A 16649-nucleotide genomic window follows, 5' to 3' on the forward strand; every position below is an offset into this window, starting at 1 on the left:
ATGCATAATAGTTATTTTAAATCAAAATTTTCATAAATATATAAAAAACGCTACCTCATGACAAGATAACGAAAAGAACAGCAGGCTGATATTTAGTGTTTGTAAAGTGTCTGGGAGTGTCTAATCTAAGTTATGTACATTGACACTCATTTATACTCTAACCATTGATACAAGCGCATTTCTGACACTTATTAGTATCTATTCATACTCCTATTTTAGAAAATTGTTTATTATAACATGCAATCGCCTAAGAATAAGGGCTTACTGCGAAACTTATTCACTTTCATACAGGAAGCACGTATAGAACCTTTAAGCTAAATTTGGTATTATATTTAATAAGGTTTTACATATTTAAGGATTGGTGGTTATTTACCAATGAAAAAAATTGCGACTGGTACGAGTCATGCAAAGGTTATTTTAACGGGCGAACATGCAGTTGTTTACGAACAACCTGCAATTGCCCTACCTTTGCCTGATATGTCTTTAACCGCAACATTAACAGAACGTCATCACGGGCAAATTATCGTAGCGCCAGGCTACTATGGTCCGTTGGCCGAAATGGCTGAAATGTACGAAGGAGTGCGTCAATTAATCATGCGCCTGCTACGTCATTTTTCTGCGCCTGAAATGGCATTTAAATTAAAAATTACATCAAGTATTCCTGAAGAACGTGGTATGGGTTCTTCAGCAGCAACTGCAGTCGCTATTACGCGTGCTTTTTTCAATTACTTTGAAACCCCTTTGACTAACGCAGAATTGCAAAAATGGGCAAGTATTGAAGAAGCCATTACCCATGGTTCATCATCTGGAATTGATGCAGCAACAGTTGCCCACGATGTCCCTATTTGGTTCATTAAAGGTCAAGAACCTACGACTATTCCCATGGACCTATCCGCAACCCTAATCATTGCGGATACTGGTATCCACGGTCAAACCGGATTAGCAGTGTCCGTTGTACGTCAACGCTTGATGTTCAATGAAGATAATGCTGCAGAACGCATTGAAAGTCTTGGGGATGTTTCTAAAACTGCTCGTGATACGTTAGCACAAAATGATGCGCAAGCGCTTGGTGCAGCAATGAATAATGCACAAGAACACCTTAGTGCATTAGGTGTCTCTCACCCTGAATTAGATAAACTTGTCAATGCGTCTCGTAATGCTGGTGCATTAGGCGCCAAACTTACTGGTGGCGGTGTCGGAGGTGCAATGTTGGCCCTAACCGATACACCCGAAGCAACTACTGCCGTTGTATCAGCGCTTGAACATGCTGGTGCGCGTGAAATTTGGATTCAAACATATCCACAAAGTTAGGAGAATATTGTTTACATGGAGACATATACTGCCCGTGCACATACTAATATTGCGTTATTGAAATACTGGGGGAAGGACGATACCACTTACATGGTTCCGACAACAACTTCAATTTCATTAACACTTGATGAATTTTACACAGATACAACGGTTACTTTTGATGAAAGTCTATCTGAAGATATTGTGACATTAAATGAAACAACGTTAACTGGTAATAAGGCCAATAAGGTCGTTCGTGTCTTAGACTTAGTTCGTGAACAAGCTGGTATTTCAGCCTTTGCACATGTGTCTTCTACTAATCATGTCCCTACTGCGGCTGGTTTAGCATCGTCTGCATCTGCTTTCGCTGCTTTAGCTGGTGCCGCTTTACATGCTGCTGGATTACAACCTTCTCTAACTGATATTTCACGTCTTGCTCGTCGTGGATCAGGTTCTGCATCTCGCTCTGTCTTTGGTGGTTTCGTTAAATGGGAACGCGGTACTGATGATGCAACATCTGTAGCGGAACCCTTAAATGAACAAATTGATTGGCCAATTCAATTGATTACTGTGATTTTGAATGATCAACCAAAAGCTATTGATTCACGTTCAGGCATGCAACATGCCAAAGACACCTCTCCTTTCTATATGGATTGGGTCAATCGTACGAACAGCCAAACACAAAACATGATCGATGCATTAAATGCACATGATCTTGATACGATTGGTACAATTGCGGAAGCAAACGCGCTAGAAATGCACGCCACTAATGCAACAGCCCAACCACCCTTCAACTATTTAACTGACCGTTCTTGGTCAGTTCTATCAATCGTGCAACAATTACGTGAGACTGGCATTTCGGTTTACGCAACGATGGACGCCGGTCCTAATGTGAAATTAATTTCTGATCCAAAAGATACTGACCAGATTTTGTCTGCATTACGCGCTTGGCAACCAGATGTTATGACACAAGTCGCGACACCTGGCCCTGGTATCAAGATTCACAAAGGAAGCGAAATATGATGATTGTCGAAAAAGCACCAGGTAAGCTCTTTTTAGCTGGTGAATATGCGGTAACAAATACAGGCCAAACTAGTATCATCATGGCAGTTAATCGCTACATTACTGTAACGTTAACACCTAATACGGTTGACCGCTTATCATTCGATAATGGTGACTATGCACCTTTATCAATTGACCTATCTACATTAAAAGACCAGTCATTAGAAAACGACTGGTCTCTTTGCTTACGAACATGTCAGATTATGGCTGATTGGTTAACCCACCATGACCAACCACTACATGGATTTGACGTGACAATTAGTAGCGACCTAACCCAAGGTAACCAAAAGCTAGGATTAGGGTCGTCCGCAGCTCTAGTTGTAGCACTAACACGAGCTATCCTGTCAGCGCATAACAAGTCTGTGTCAAATGATGTACTCTTTAAATTAGGTGTTTTAACGACCATCACGACCCCACCGTTCCATAGTGGATCAATGGGAGATATCGCCTCAGCTGTCTATGGTGGTGTGATTCATTACCGTAAATTTGATGGTCAATGGTTAAAAGAACAATTGGTAACCCAATCCATTTTGGATTTAGTTATGACTAAATGGCCTGAAATGGCAATCACTCCACTACAATTCCCCAGTGATTGGCAATTGTTAGTCGGTTGGACTGGTCAACCAGCAAATACACAAGATATGTTAGCTGTCCATCAAGAACTAGCCCGTTTGTATCGTCAAACGCTATCAACCAAGTCGACCCCCTTGGTTGATAAATTAGCAAAAGCTATTGAAGCTGATGATTATTTACGCGTGGCTACGTTAATGCAGCTAAACCAAGAAGCCCTAAAGGTTTACGCGAAGTCTATGCACCTAAACTATCTAACTGATCGGTTGCATATGCTTCTCGTGATTGCCCATAAGTTTGGCGCAGCAACCAAGATTTCTGGCGCTGGTGGTGGCGATAATGGTATTGCGATTGTCAAATCGGCTGAAAAAGCTGAAAAAATCGAAGCTGCGTGGATTAATCACGATATTACACCTTTACAACTTGAAATTGCACCAGAAAGAGGTATGGATTAATGGATTCACAACATATGCATCGTAAAGATGAACATCTTGCTTTAGCCGAAGCGCTATATCGACAACAAGCACCCGTTTCTTCATTAGATGGCGTTCGCTTGATTCACCGCCCCTTTCCTGAATCAAGTGTTGATCAAGTTAACTTAAGTTGGCAAGACGAACACTTTAATTGGCAATTCCCCTTCTATATTGAAGCAATGACTGGGGGTACACCACGTACCAATGACGTAAATGCCAAATTGGCAGAAGCAGCGGCGCAAACAGGTATTGCAATGGCTGTTGGTTCTGAAAGCATTGCCATTAAGGATCCTTCAAAACGTTCTGGTTTTGAAGCCTTGCGTCAAATTAATCCTGATGGTTTTATGATGGCCAACATTGGGGCTGGAAATAATCTGGATGCAGCGAAACAAGCTGTCGAAATCCTGGGTGCTAATGCGTTGGAATATCATGTCAATGTTGCCCAAGAATTAATCATGCCTGAAGGTGACCGTTCATTCTACTGGCTAGACGACTTGGCTAACATTAAAGCAAACCTAGATGTTCCTGTTATTGTGAAAGAAGTTGGCTTTGGTTTCGACCGCGAAACACTTAACCAACTAGCAGAAATGGATATCAATTACGTCTCATTAGGCGGTCGTGGTGGTACTAACTTCGCCAAGATCGAAGATCGTCGTAACCGCGCTGTCCCTCATGAACATGACTATCTTGCGGATTGGGGCCAAACAACTGCTGAAACCCTATTGGAAGCGCGCAACACTCCTACTTCATTAACGACATTTGCAACTGGTGGCATGCAAACACCACTCGATGTCTTAAAAGCACAAGTTTTAGGTGCCCGAACAGTTGGTGTGGCTGGTCACTTCTTACACATCTTAATGAATAATGATGTTGAGACGCTTGTAACCGAAATCAATCAATGGAAAGCGCACTTGGCTAAGTTATACACACTTGTCGGTGCGCAAGAATACAGCGATTTAGCAAAGGTCCCCTTTGTATTAAATACTGAGTTAAAGAACTATGCTGATCAACGTAACCTATTGCGTTAATTAAATCAATCAAGATAAAACAGCAAGGAAGTCATTACCTATGTAATCTTCCTCGCTGTTTTTTGTTTCCGTTGACCACCGATGATATTTATCGTATAATACTATTGTTCATAAAATAAACCCACATTATGGGCATAAACAGAGATGAGGTATACATGATGAAAAAAATTTTGGCGCTACTACTCCTAGCCGCGGTTCTATTCGTTGGTTTCAAGGGATATAACTACTACAATGATCGTTACAACGGTTCACCTTATTATGTTCAAGTGTTAGATGCGCCTAAGGAAGAACGTCAAAAATCTGACGATGGCCAAGATATGGGCATGGGTTACATCTACAATTTCACTGCTAAGGATCCTAAGGGACAACCACGTAACTTAGAAGTGGTTGAATATCGTAAGCCTTTACCAGAAAATGCTTGGATTAAGATCACAGCAAGCAAAAAGATTGTTAATAATGTTGAAATCGTTGCTGCAGCGGATGTTCCTACTCTCGCTAAGTAAGCATATCATCCGTATATAAACACAAAAAGGCTAATCGAATAATCGATTAGCCTTTTGTTTTTGTAAAAGCTGACTGTATTTTACGACGTGTAGTCGGTCATCTTTATTTAGTCATTAAGCAAGGTTTGCTTCTAACCAAGCTTCAATGTCTACGGGTGATAGACGTTCCCCATTTCCAATGTGATCAACTTGCTTTCCATCTTCAAATAGAACAAAAGCAGGAATTCCACGTAGGTTTTGATTCAATGCGACATCAAGGTTTTCATCACGATCAGCATCAATCCAAGCGACATCCTTTGATTCAACTTGATCACGGAACTTTTGGACGAATGGCTTGATTACCTTACAGTCTCCACACCATGATGCTTGTAAGAACATAATTGTCTTCCCATCCGCATTGATGGCTGATTCAACTTCTTCATTTGTATGGGCTGTTGCTTCATAAAAATTCATGAATCTTTCCTCCTCTCATCTTTTCTTATATTATATGCCGTTTAGAAACGGAATACAAGATATTCTACTTACACAATATAAGTGCAATGATGGTGGAATATTTGCTTTTCTACCTTCGAATTATTTGCATCGCAAAAAAAAGAAATAATGCAATTAAAATAACAAGCACAAAAAAACAATGAAAGGTTGTTAATAGTGTGACTAGCAAATAACACACAAGTGTTAGGCCCCATAATATTACTAAATGACTGGCTTTAATCATAACTTTTCACATCCACAATAGCTTTATTCATCATATTCTGATTTAATGTTTGTTTTCTTGGGCAAGGCTTATCAAACGTTATCAGATCAATATTGATCATTTTACTTGCTAAAAGCATTGTGCGCCCGTTCGCCGGTGCGAGACTATGTAACTTATGCTTCATCCAACTATAAAATCTTAATTGAAATAATTTTTTAGGCATAGTCATCCTCCTTATGTTTACATCAATATATGTTGAATTATAGCAAGCATTATTGAATTGTTTACGCACTCTTTTTTAGAGAACGATAAATTAACTGTGTTTTTAACATATTGCTCCTGCATCTAATCCATACATTTTCTAAAATGATTAATGTACAGAAAAACCGCTTACTAGGTATTTCACCTAATAAGCGGTTCATATTAATGTTATTGGTTGTTCTTTTGCTTACGAGCTTGATTTTCACGACGAATGTCTTCTTCAGTCACTTCGTTAGTGATATCCTTCGGTGCTTCTTGAGATTGCGCAGCTTGTTGCTCTTGCGCCTTCTTCATAGCAGTTGCGAACGCACCAGTTTGTTCAACTTCAACACGACCAGCCAAAGCATCATCGGCGACATCAACAACAACGAATGAATTGGCAACTCCGGCACGAATACGTGGACGCCATACAACGATGATAATTGTTTGAACAATCATAATCAAGGCACCTACCAAGAAGTACAAGGCAATACCAGCGTTAGTTACCCAAGTCATGAAGAACATCATAACTGGCATAATGTACATCATAGTTTGCATAGCCTTCTTTTGTTCCGCTGGAATACCAATCATTGAAAGATATGCTTGAACCATGTAGATCACTCCAGTGGCGATTGCCAAGAATGGGCTTTGTTCTGCCAATGAAATCCCAAAGAATGACGCGTGAGCCAATTCTGGAGACCCCTTAATGGCATCGTACAATCCAATAAAGATTGGCCATTGAATGATCAATGTTGTGAAGTTCATCCCCCCAAACATTGATACACCGTTCTTTTGGTAAACAGCCATCATTGCTTGAGACGCCTTCATCTTTTCTTCTTGTGTTGTTGCATTCTTTTGCGCTTCTTGCACCTTTGCTAATTGCGGTTGTAGCAAACGCATCTTTTCTTGTTGCACTGTGGCAGCATGTTGTTGTTGGACCATCATTGGCATCAAAACCAAGCGGACAACAACTGTCAACATAACAATTGACCAACCAACGGCATTCACACCACCGATTGAGTGTTCTGCCCATTGCATAAAGTTAGTCAATGGCCCTTGCAAGAACCCAATGTTTCCAGTAAACATCAAGACTAACAGTGCAATCAACAAAATTGGTGTAATGCTGAATTTCTTCTTATTCATTTTGCTCTATTCCCTACCTTAAGACATCATTTATTTGTCTTATTATATCACATGTTCTTCAAATGCCCTTAAGATAGCCCTTTTCTTATCTAGATTTAAATGAGTCTTGTATATAATGCAACTTTATCCAGATCAATCTGTTTTTTGTCATCAAAATTATCAAATGCAGATATATTACCTGGATACTGCTGAATAACATTAAACGCATATTGTGCAACTTCATCTGGTGTTACATTATTTATTTCTAATTGTTCTTTTGACAATTCTACTAGCAACGTCCGCTTATCACGTGCACATCCTTTGATTGCTGAAACATATCTATTTCGTTCTCCTTCAACGGCACGCTTCCCTTCAAACCATTGATTCAACCCATCAACTTGTTGATTAAAGGTTTTGTTGATCACCTTTTTATCGTCAGAATGGCCGCCCATCCCCAAAAACATCAACAAAACTACAGCTACAGCCACAACCAATCCCCTAATTTGGTCCTTCCCCATCTTATTCACTACTCCTCTTTTTTGAAGTGTTCCCAATCCCATACTCACTCATGAATCAAATATTTACTAAAAATAAAAATGATTCCAAAAATAAAAATCATACATTCATCTTTTTGATAAGTTTAAAATTCATTATACACGATTATCCCCAATGAATCATGATGGATTCGAACCATCAATGCACCCCGTAATTTAGTGCTGATTCTGTTTAAAAGTTATTTGTTTATTGCCAAAGTTGTTCTAAAATACGTTCACGGTGTGAATGATATTGTTGGTAAGCAGTTGGATGCTTCTTGTAGTATTGTTGGTGATAGTCTTCTGCGACGTAAAATGGCACTGCAGGTTCAATACTTGTCACAACTGGACGAGACAATTGACCACTCTCATCTAATGCTTTCTTACTTGCTAATGCTAATTGATGTTGTTCTTCTGTAGTGTAGAAAATAGCTGGACGATAACTAGATCCACGATCGAAAAATTGTCCAAATTCATCTGTTGGATCTGTTTGTTGCCAATAAATGTCTAATAATTCTTGATAGCTGATTTTATCTGCATCATACATGATTTCAACTGCTTCTGTATGTCCAGTTAGATGTGTACACACTTCTTCGTATGTTGGATTAACTGTGTGTCCACCAGTGTACCCGGTCAGGACAGTTTCGATACCATCTTTTTCTTCAAAGGGCTCTACCATACACCAAAAACACCCCCCGGCAAATACAGCACGTTCAATATTTTTACTCATTTCGCATACCCTCCATTAGCTTTTTTCGTGGTTCCTTTCTGCACGTTTTTACATCATTTACTTCTGATTCATTAAGATACAATCCTATGCTATCACAGGAAAAGTTTCATTTCGATGTGTTCAATGTTTGCTTCTAAAAAGGGTTCCCCCACTTTGCTAAAACCTAATCGTTCATAAAATGAACTAGCATGTACTTGTGCACCTAAATTAACTGACTTGATTCCTTGCAATTTAGCAGTATTAATAATTTCCGCCATCAATTGATGTCCAAATCCTTGCCCACGCATTTCTTTAATCGTTGCTACTCGTCCAACATGCCATTCATTTCCTTGTGAATGAATCCGGGCTGTTGTTACAGGCACTGTTGGTCCGACATACCCTACAAAATGAATGGCCTTCGCATCTTGATCATCAAACTCCAGCATAGGATCAATTTGTTGTTCTTGTACAAAAACAGCTTCTCGAATTTGCTTTGCATCTTCACTTACTTGTGAAAGACCTGCTGTTTTTACTATATTTAGCATATCTTTCCACCTTCTTTTTGATTTCTTGCTTCAGACTATATATTTCATACGTGCATCATTAAATGCCAAATTCTGGAGCGTACACCAATGTTCCCGTATCTACTGGACCAAATGGCTTAATGTGGAAATATTCACTTGGTACATCCATCGGTGGCAACACATCAATAACCGCAGCTGGTGAATAACCAAATTGTGTGTAGTAAGCATCCCCAAGAATACTGATAAAGGCGTAATCATTGTCAGCGGCAATTTCATCTAATTCATCCATCAACGCTGAGCCAATGCCTTCTTTTTGATTTGCAACGCGTACCGCAATTGGCGCTAATACTAATCCCTTAGTATTCCCAACCATGGCTTCGCTCAACAATGCATGTCCTTTTACAATATTTTCATCCCATGCGATCAATTCAATCGTGGGTGTATCACTTTCACGTAAAGCTTGGGTCAATTCAGCTTCGCCACTGTATCCATGGTCAGAATTGGTAAAAGCATCTCGTAATAATTGATCAATTTGTTCAAACATTTCTGGTTGCGCTAATTTAATTTCCATATTGATTCTCCTCGCTTATCTCTTACCTATACTGTAACAAAAACCCCTCATAGTAGACATAAAATTCAAATGATTCGTTGGTATAGACAAAAGAAAAACCTTAACTGATATACAGTTAAGGTTTTCATTTACGCATTAATTAGGCCTTGTGCGCTTCCTTGAATTCAGCAAGCTTCTTCTCAGCCAATTCCTTAGTAGGAACTTGTCCTTCTAGACCACCATATTGGTGCAATTCTCCACCAACTTCAAGATGTCCGTAACCTGATACATTCAATCCCTTAGTATCAGCGTTCAATGGGAAGTAACCAGAATCCTTAATCAATTCTTCAGCCAAGCGATCGTTTTCAGCTGAGTCTGTTGCATAGTACAAGACAACTGACTTATCAGCTGAAGCTTCATCAGCTAAGCTATCTGCCCCCATTGTTCCAAAGGCCTTAATGTATCCCACACCTTCAGGCAAGTTGAAACGAATAACTTCACCAGATGAAAGTCCTTCTGGCAATGTACGACGTGATTCACCTTGTGAGTTGTATCCAACAGGGTTAGATGGATCAATGACAATCTTGTTTCCCAATTGTTCGTAATAGCGGTTGATGAAGTCCAATTGTTGAACCATCCACATCGTTAGGATAAGAACGTCACCTTGCTTCACAGCTTCTTCTTCTGATACAGCGTGAACGTTATCACCATGCGCATCCGCAAACTTTTGAATCTTATCAAAAGAACGGTTTGCAAGGTAGATTTCATGGTCACTACCATTATTCAACAAGTTGTTTACAACTGCACTACCAATGTTTCCAAATCCAATAACAGAAATCTTCATTATCCTAATCCTCCACTTTTCTACTCTATAACTTATTTAGCTGAGCTAAACTATATTTATATAATAAGCATCTTACCTTAAAATACCCTTATTATAAGTAAGTGGTTTAAAAATTATTTTATTTTTCTTATTACCATTACATAGGTTATATACAGATTGCTAATTGAACCAGATGTCAATCTCGCGAGATGCTGTTTCTGGACTATCCGAACTGTGTACAACATTTCGTAGAATGCCATCTGGCCAATCACGTCCAAAGTCTCCACGAATTGTTCCAAAAGCAGCTTCATCAGGATTTGTATTTCCCGCCATCTTACGGAAAACAGGAATCACGTTGGTCCCACTCGCAACGATTGCAACAATTGGGCCTTCTTGCATATATTGCTTAATTTCCCCAAAGTATGGCTTATCGATCTTGTCATGATAATGTGCTTCTAACAATGCATCAGTCGCCTTAGTCACCTTAAGTTGATCAATGCGATAGCCCTTATGTTCCAAGCGTGAAATAATTTCACCAATATGCCCTTGGCTAACACCATCAGGTTTTACTAGAATCAATGTACTTTGTTCTGCCATAAGATTATCTCCTTTTCTTTATACGCTCATTATAGCGTAGTTCATTCACTAAAAAAAGAAAGCGTTTTCCATTCATTAAAAAAAGAAGGTAGCATTCAAATAATAAATGCTACCTTCTCTAAAAAGTCATCTATATTAAATTTCAGTGTTCAATCGCTTAGCATAGTATAGATAGATTGGTAATCCTGTCAGTACGAGTCCAATAGATACCATTGCTGAGAACGGATTACTAATTATTGTACTTAGCAAGACATACAATGCTCCTAGCCCGGCTAAAATTGGCACGATTGGGTATAGTGGTACCAAGAAAATATTTTCAGGGTGACCATTACCTGCTAACTTGTCAGCGCGGCGTAAACGGACCAAACCATAAAAGGCCATTAGGTAGAACATCCAAATGATGAACATACAAGCATTTGATAGCCAGTCTGCTGACGCTGAGAATTGTAGTAATCCACCTAGAACTGCAAGTGTTAAAATCGCTCCTGCAGGTTCTTGTGAACGGTTAATGTACATCATAAATTTAGGCATCATACCATCAGCAGCCATGGCGTAAATTGAACGTGGTAAAGCCATCATCTTTCCATTCAATGTGCCCGCAATGGAAATCAAAATTGCTAATGATAATAGTCGTCCACCTAGATCACCAAAGGCAGATGTTACGACACCAAAAGTTGCATTATCACCCAACGCAATAATTTCAGCGGCAGGCATACTTTGCATAACACCATAAGAAATACCGACATACGCAACAATCACAATCAATAGACCATAAATAATTGCACGTGGGATGTTCTTACTTGGATTCTTTAATTCTCCACCCAAACTTGTTAAAGTTGCCCATCCATCATACGCATATAATGTTGCTAGGATGGCTACACCAAAGCCACCACCCGGCGTTGCTGTGATTGTATCAATTGTTTGACCAACAGCATTTACATTTCCAAAGAACAAACCAAAGATAATAATTGCCGCAATCGGTAATAATTTGATTGATGTTGTTGCAACTGCGAATGCTGCTGGAATACGATTATCCAATAGGTTCATCCCTGTGATAAACACAATAGCTAGCAATCCAATCCACTTAGCCCAATCACTTGGTAAGTAAAAGAAGTTCGTAATTAAAATGGCGAAATAAGCTGATAATGATGCCACAATAGCGGGCCCATATAGAAATGATTGTCCCCATCCACTTAAGAAACCAGCAGCTGGACCAAAAATTTTATGTATATAAACGTATAATCCTCCAGTTGATGGAATGCGTGACCCTAATTCTGCAATCGTTAATCCGGCCATTAAAGTAATTAGACCACCAAATAGCCATGCTAGCAGTGCACCTGTTGTTGATCCTGTAATGCTAAGTACTTGTGCTTGTTTAAAGAATATTCCTGAACCAATAATTGTTCCAACAACGATTGAAATCCCCGTCGTCAGGCCCATTGATCGTTGCAAATTTTTACCTGCCATGCGATATGCCTCCATATGAATATAAAAAAGCCCTCCACTCCTGTTATCTAACATACGAGTGATGGGCTTTGTGATTTGTAAATTACGTTTTTCCGACGCAAAAATCCTCACCCAATTAGGAACTGGTTGAGGTTGTAGAGAAACGACGATTTAGTTGTTGTGCGTGATAATACATAAGCTCTACCTCTGCTTTCGGATATGTTAATTAGAAGATTATCATTTAACGAGCATATATGCAAGAGTTTTCTCATTTTAAGGGAAACCAATCATTTTCCCGTTAAAGTACACAACATAAAAAATTTAACAACAATTTAACGTATCTCTGATAGATTAGACCGTATTCCATACAAAACTGAGGTCTTTATGAAAAAATACATACTCTCAACTCACATCTTAATTTTATTGTTTATCGTTACAATTTTTCTCTTACCTACTCGTTTCACTTTTCTTGCCTGGAATATCTTCCTAGCCGTTATCCCTTTTGATATTGCCTTATGCGTTAAAAAGCTAACGCCTAAACACAAATTATTAGTAATTCCTTTAACATTATTATGGTTGATTTTCTATCCAAATACCATTTATATGATTACCGATTTTGCGCATCTTTCTGCAATTGGTACTGGACTAATAACCTCTACCCAAATTTTAAATTATGGCCTATTAGCTATTGGTATTTTCTTAGGTGTGTCGTTAGGTATTTCTTCGGCGCGTATAATGCTTCAAACTTGGCTACCGACTAGTTCATATATAGTAACGTTCGGCGTATTCTCAATCATTTCAATCCTATCTTCATATGCTATTTACATGGGGCGATTCTTACGCTTAAATAGTTGGGACTTGCTATTGGATATCCACAACGTAATACTACAAATGAATCATGCACTTTCTGTCCATTCCTTACATTTCATTCTGGTCTTTACTTTTGTACAAATTTTCTTAATGATTATAAATGTGACATTAAATCCATATACACAAAATAATAACTAATATATGCTTTCCTCTGATTATTCGTGTAATGTATAAATCCTTTTTTCCGTAATATCAGAAAGCTTAAGACAGTAAAGCACTCCACGGCTCTTTTTAAAAGTAAAGTCGGTAATATACATCCAATGAACCTCAATAATTCATACTTTAGTAGTAAAATTAACACTTATATTTAGAACATCCAAATTCATTTTTATAACTAAAAAAGCAGCTAGTTTCTTGATGAAATTAGCTGCTTTTGTTGATTCTTATATATTGAAAATAAGTACCTTGTTATTTGAAATCATTTGCAATATCACGTTTTATTTGTGTTGTACTTGTGTTTCCTCGTGGGAAATACATTACTTTTAGATCAGGAAATTCTAATTTTAACCCATCAAATTTCCCTCTCCAGTCATCCCCCATTGCAAATATATCAATGTCTAACATATCGATATACATAGACTTGTCATCCCATGTTTGTTCAGGCACAACTAAATCAACATAACGAATAGCTTCTAAAATGTATTTTCGAGTCGCGTAATCTTGATATGCACGTTTACCTTTTTCCATATTAAATTGGTCTGTTGAAAGCATAACGATTAGTTTATCCCCTAAGTTTCGTGCATTTTTTAACATATCGATATGACTTTCATGCAATAAATCAAATGTCCCTGCAACTAATACTGTTTTTTCACTCATAAAATTTTCCTTTTAACCCATCATTTTCTTATTTATATGTTATAAACCTATCAATTATATCAGTAATACTTTTATTTTCTATTAAAGGATTATACACATCGTTGAATTCTTGTAATGTATTTGGATCAAATACACGATCCTTGATTGCATCTAATAATTCACTCTCATCTTGAATGATTTTATTTGGTAATTCTGATTCGACATCTAAATAAAATCCTCTAAGAACGTCTTTATAATTTTCGAAATCATACATATAAAAATATATCGGACGATTAAGTAATGCGTAATCAAAGAAAACACTTGAATAATCTGTTACAAGTACATCACTAACTAGATAACAATCATTAATTTCTGCATTTGCAGGTACAAATTGAACAAATTTTTTAAGTTTTTCTGAAATTGTGAATGTATTAGCTATTAAATAATGAGGTTTAAACAACACTACATACTCATCACCTAGTGACTCATACCAATGTTCAAAATTTACATTCAACTGAAATGAATAGCCGGAATCTGTATAATTATCATCTCTAAACGTTGGAGCATACAAAATAACTTTTTTATTGTCCGGAAGCTTAAACTGCTCCTTTAACTTAGCTACATAGTTATCATCATAATTTAACAAAATATTATTCCGTGGATATGGAGCCATCAACATTTTAGAAGTTGAATACTGAAATGCTGATGCATATCGATCACGCATATAGTTACTTGATGCTAACAATAAATCCCACTTCTCACTATCCACATCATACGTTTTTAACATATCTGCATATGACATTTTAGTTCGATAAAATGTCTGATTTTCGTTTTGGATATCATGAGCCAATCGTTTCAAAGGAGTACCATGCCAAGTCTGAAAATATACTTGATTTTTTCTTTTATACATATAATTTGCCATTTTGGAATTAAACACCCAATATTTGGCTTTTAATGAATAATAAAAATATTTCATATGACGCATTCGAACGACTTTGGCGCCTGGAATAATGACATTTGGATTGTTCATAGCAAAAACGAACGTGTACCCTGCGTATTTCGGATTATCTCGCATTTCTTCAAAAATCGCCCTAGGATTACATGAATACCCTTTTCCATGAAAACTACAAAATAAAACAACTTTTGAATCTACTCTAACAAACACTCCCATTACGCGTAGTATCACAGGCATTAATTTAACAATTATCTTTTTTACATTTTTCACAATTACACACCATCATTCTACTTAAATTTCAAACCTGCACCAATTCTTTTAATTATATCCATGTTTTTTATAGACGTCAAATGCACAAAATGTAGTTAATATGGTATGTTATGACGTTTTTAGAGACAACATATCTGACCATACTTACAAAACTTATTACCATAATTTATTTCTTGATGTGGCATTGCAGTTAGTCGCTTATTTACAATAAAGCACATTTTAACTGTGATCTCTTTATATCCGTTACACTTTTAACTAAACGTAGGCGCATACTTCCAAAATAAAAAAGGCAGCTAATTTCGAATTGAAATTAGCTGCCTATACCTCGCCCATCCTAATAAGTTTTACCTTAGAATCCTGAACACGACGGATTGATTATTGTCAGCCAGCCGCTTTTTCGGTATATATTTACTTTTGCCAATGTATATAGACTTACTGATTAGATAGCGTATATAACGTAAATCAAAGCTAATGCAACAACAATTTGGAATAGAATTGTCAACAATCCGTATCCAAGGAACTTTGTTCCTGCCTTCTTAATTGTTAACCACTTCAAACTCAATCCAATTCCAGCCAAGTTAACAACTCCAAAGAAGCCTGTAATGTGCTTACTTGCGAAAATGGCTTGTTCTGGCAAGTGTAAGAATGTGTTAATTAGCACACCTAGCAAAAATACGATAACAAACCAAGGAACACTTAGCTTTGACTTCGTCTCCACTTCTTCTACTGCTTCTTCCGTTGTTTCTTTATTAACCGCACGTGTCATATAAATAACCACAACTGACAATAAAATAACTCGTAACATCTTAAACAAAGTTGCGTACGTAACAACGTCTGGATTAATCAGACTAGCTGTTCCAACAACTTGACCAACAGATTGCAAAGTTCCCCCAACAAGGGCTCCCATTAGCATGTTATTATCACCCAAGAAAATTGGTGCCAACATTGGTAAGATTAGCAATAAGATGGTTCCAGAAATTGACACTACTGCAACGGCTGTACGACGGTCATCATCATGCGCTTTAATTGCTGGTGCAATAGAAGCAATCGCACTTGATCCACACACTGCATTTCCACCAGCCATCATCGCTGCTGTACGAATATCAACTTTGAAAAGCTTGGTTCCAATCCACATAACAAACTTAATTGTTGCCCACATTAATAGCAAAATAAATAGAATTCCTTGCCATCCAAGTGAGAAGATTGTATCAAATGTTAATGAGAATCCTAGAACTGCGATTCCCACTTCAATGGGATACTTTTCAGACCACTTAACTCCTGATCCCCAACGATCTGCAGTCAAAACAACATTTCCAATGAATAATCCTAAGAACATTGCAAGTGTTTCACTACCAAGCATGGGTAAAAACTTTGCTAATTGTTCTGCTACAAGCGCTACAGTAAGGGTCAAGGCAATTCCAGCCCACATACCACGATTAATTTTAAACAAAACTCTACTACCTTTCTGAAATAGAAAATTGAGACGTCAGTAATCATACCATAATAGGTTCATATAAAATTGATGATTTTTAGTTCACCACTTTATTATCGAAATTGGTACGTACCATTTCTTTACATTTATATTTTATTGTATA

Annotated in this window: 19 protein-coding genes; 6 read left to right on the plus strand and 13 right to left on the minus strand. The window is 37.7% G+C overall.

All coding sequences use genetic code 11. The annotated features are described in order from the left end of the window. Positions 1 to 375: 375 nt before the first annotated feature. The 5 genes from mvk (at position 376) to KHQ31_RS04145 (ending at position 4926) form a co-directional block, all read left to right on the plus strand. Complete coding sequence (gene mvk, locus KHQ31_RS04125) at positions 376 to 1311, plus strand: mevalonate kinase (RefSeq protein WP_213408093.1); 936 nt, start codon at positions 376 to 378, stop codon at positions 1309 to 1311. A 15-nt stretch (positions 1312 to 1326) separates the two neighbouring features. Beyond that, entirely contained in the window at positions 1327 to 2313 is a 987-nt protein-coding gene (gene mvaD / locus KHQ31_RS04130; protein ID WP_213408096.1) for a diphosphomevalonate decarboxylase, read from the plus strand. Further along, positions 2310 to 3377: a phosphomevalonate kinase gene (locus KHQ31_RS04135; RefSeq protein WP_213408098.1), complete on the plus strand. Its 1068-nt coding sequence runs from the start codon at positions 2310 to 2312 to the stop codon at positions 3375 to 3377. Before mvaD ends, KHQ31_RS04135 begins: the two co-directional genes overlap by 4 nt. Further along, positions 3377 to 4423, plus strand: coding sequence for a type 2 isopentenyl-diphosphate Delta-isomerase (gene fni, locus KHQ31_RS04140; protein WP_213408100.1), 1047 nt, complete (start codon positions 3377 to 3379; stop codon positions 4421 to 4423). Before KHQ31_RS04135 ends, fni begins: the two co-directional genes overlap by 1 nt. A 155-nt stretch (positions 4424 to 4578) precedes the next feature. After that, on the plus strand, positions 4579 to 4926 hold the full coding sequence (locus KHQ31_RS04145; RefSeq protein WP_213408101.1) for a YxeA family protein: 348 nt from the start codon (positions 4579 to 4581) through the stop codon (positions 4924 to 4926). 114 nt (positions 4927 to 5040) lie between these two features. Here KHQ31_RS04145 and KHQ31_RS04150 read toward each other — a convergent pair whose 3' ends face one another. The 10 genes from KHQ31_RS04150 to KHQ31_RS04195 form a co-directional block, all read right to left on the minus strand. Beyond that, positions 5041 to 5379, minus strand: coding sequence for a thioredoxin family protein (locus KHQ31_RS04150; RefSeq protein ID WP_213408103.1), 339 nt, complete (start codon positions 5377 to 5379; stop codon positions 5041 to 5043). 254 nt (positions 5380 to 5633) lie between these two features. Then, positions 5634 to 5843: a hypothetical protein gene (locus tag KHQ31_RS04155; protein ID WP_213408105.1), complete on the minus strand. Its 210-nt coding sequence runs from the start codon at positions 5841 to 5843 to the stop codon at positions 5634 to 5636. A 206-nt stretch (positions 5844 to 6049) separates the two neighbouring features. After that, a complete protein-coding gene (gene yidC / locus KHQ31_RS04160; RefSeq protein ID WP_213408107.1) occupies positions 6050 to 7003 on the minus strand; it encodes a membrane protein insertase YidC in 954 nt (317 codons plus the stop codon). A 95-nt stretch (positions 7004 to 7098) separates the two neighbouring features. Beyond that, positions 7099 to 7542, minus strand: coding sequence for a hypothetical protein (locus tag KHQ31_RS04165; RefSeq protein WP_213408109.1), 444 nt, complete (start codon positions 7540 to 7542; stop codon positions 7099 to 7101). Between the two features lie 181 nt (positions 7543 to 7723). Further along, complete coding sequence (gene msrA / locus KHQ31_RS04170; protein ID WP_213409711.1) at positions 7724 to 8233, minus strand: peptide-methionine (S)-S-oxide reductase MsrA; 510 nt, start codon at positions 8231 to 8233, stop codon at positions 7724 to 7726. Positions 8234 to 8337: 104 nt separating this feature from the next. After that, positions 8338 to 8769 (minus strand): GNAT family N-acetyltransferase, encoded by a 432-nt coding sequence (locus tag KHQ31_RS04175; RefSeq protein ID WP_213408111.1) that lies wholly within the window; start codon positions 8767 to 8769, stop codon positions 8338 to 8340. A gap of 58 nt (positions 8770 to 8827) precedes the next feature. Further along, the gene (locus KHQ31_RS04180) at positions 8828 to 9319 is read right to left on the minus strand and encodes a GNAT family N-acetyltransferase (RefSeq protein WP_213408112.1); all 492 of its coding nucleotides are present in this window, start codon (positions 9317 to 9319) and stop codon (positions 8828 to 8830) included. 139 nt (positions 9320 to 9458) lie between these two features. Continuing rightward, positions 9459 to 10142: an NADPH-dependent F420 reductase gene (locus tag KHQ31_RS04185; RefSeq protein WP_213408114.1), complete on the minus strand. Its 684-nt coding sequence runs from the start codon at positions 10140 to 10142 to the stop codon at positions 9459 to 9461. 159 nt (positions 10143 to 10301) lie between these two features. Next, complete coding sequence (ndk, locus tag KHQ31_RS04190) at positions 10302 to 10718, minus strand: nucleoside-diphosphate kinase (RefSeq protein WP_213408116.1); 417 nt, start codon at positions 10716 to 10718, stop codon at positions 10302 to 10304. A 135-nt stretch (positions 10719 to 10853) separates the two neighbouring features. Then, entirely contained in the window at positions 10854 to 12185 is a 1332-nt protein-coding gene (locus tag KHQ31_RS04195; RefSeq protein ID WP_213408117.1) for an APC family permease, read from the minus strand. A 363-nt stretch (positions 12186 to 12548) separates the two neighbouring features. On the opposite strand from KHQ31_RS04195, the gene KHQ31_RS04200 reads away from it, so the two are divergent. Then, the gene (locus KHQ31_RS04200; RefSeq protein WP_213408118.1) at positions 12549 to 13172 is read left to right on the plus strand and encodes a DUF1361 domain-containing protein; all 624 of its coding nucleotides are present in this window, start codon (positions 12549 to 12551) and stop codon (positions 13170 to 13172) included. 270 nt (positions 13173 to 13442) lie between these two features. On the opposite strand, the gene tagD is transcribed toward KHQ31_RS04200, so the two are convergent. The 3 genes from tagD to KHQ31_RS04215 all read right to left on the minus strand — a co-directional run bounded on the left by tagD (position 13443) and on the right by KHQ31_RS04215 (position 16483). Beyond that, the gene (gene tagD, locus KHQ31_RS04205; RefSeq protein ID WP_213408119.1) at positions 13443 to 13850 is read right to left on the minus strand and encodes a glycerol-3-phosphate cytidylyltransferase; all 408 of its coding nucleotides are present in this window, start codon (positions 13848 to 13850) and stop codon (positions 13443 to 13445) included. 28 nt (positions 13851 to 13878) lie between these two features. After that, entirely contained in the window at positions 13879 to 15054 is a 1176-nt protein-coding gene (locus KHQ31_RS04210; RefSeq protein WP_265583720.1) for a CDP-glycerol glycerophosphotransferase family protein, read from the minus strand. A gap of 439 nt (positions 15055 to 15493) precedes the next feature. After that, positions 15494 to 16483: a YeiH family protein gene (locus KHQ31_RS04215; protein WP_213409714.1), complete on the minus strand. Its 990-nt coding sequence runs from the start codon at positions 16481 to 16483 to the stop codon at positions 15494 to 15496. Positions 16484 to 16649: the final 166 nt, after the last annotated feature.

The organism is Weissella ceti, assembly GCF_018394055.1.
Taxonomy (GTDB): Bacteria; Bacillota; Bacilli; order Lactobacillales; family Lactobacillaceae; genus Weissella; species Weissella ceti.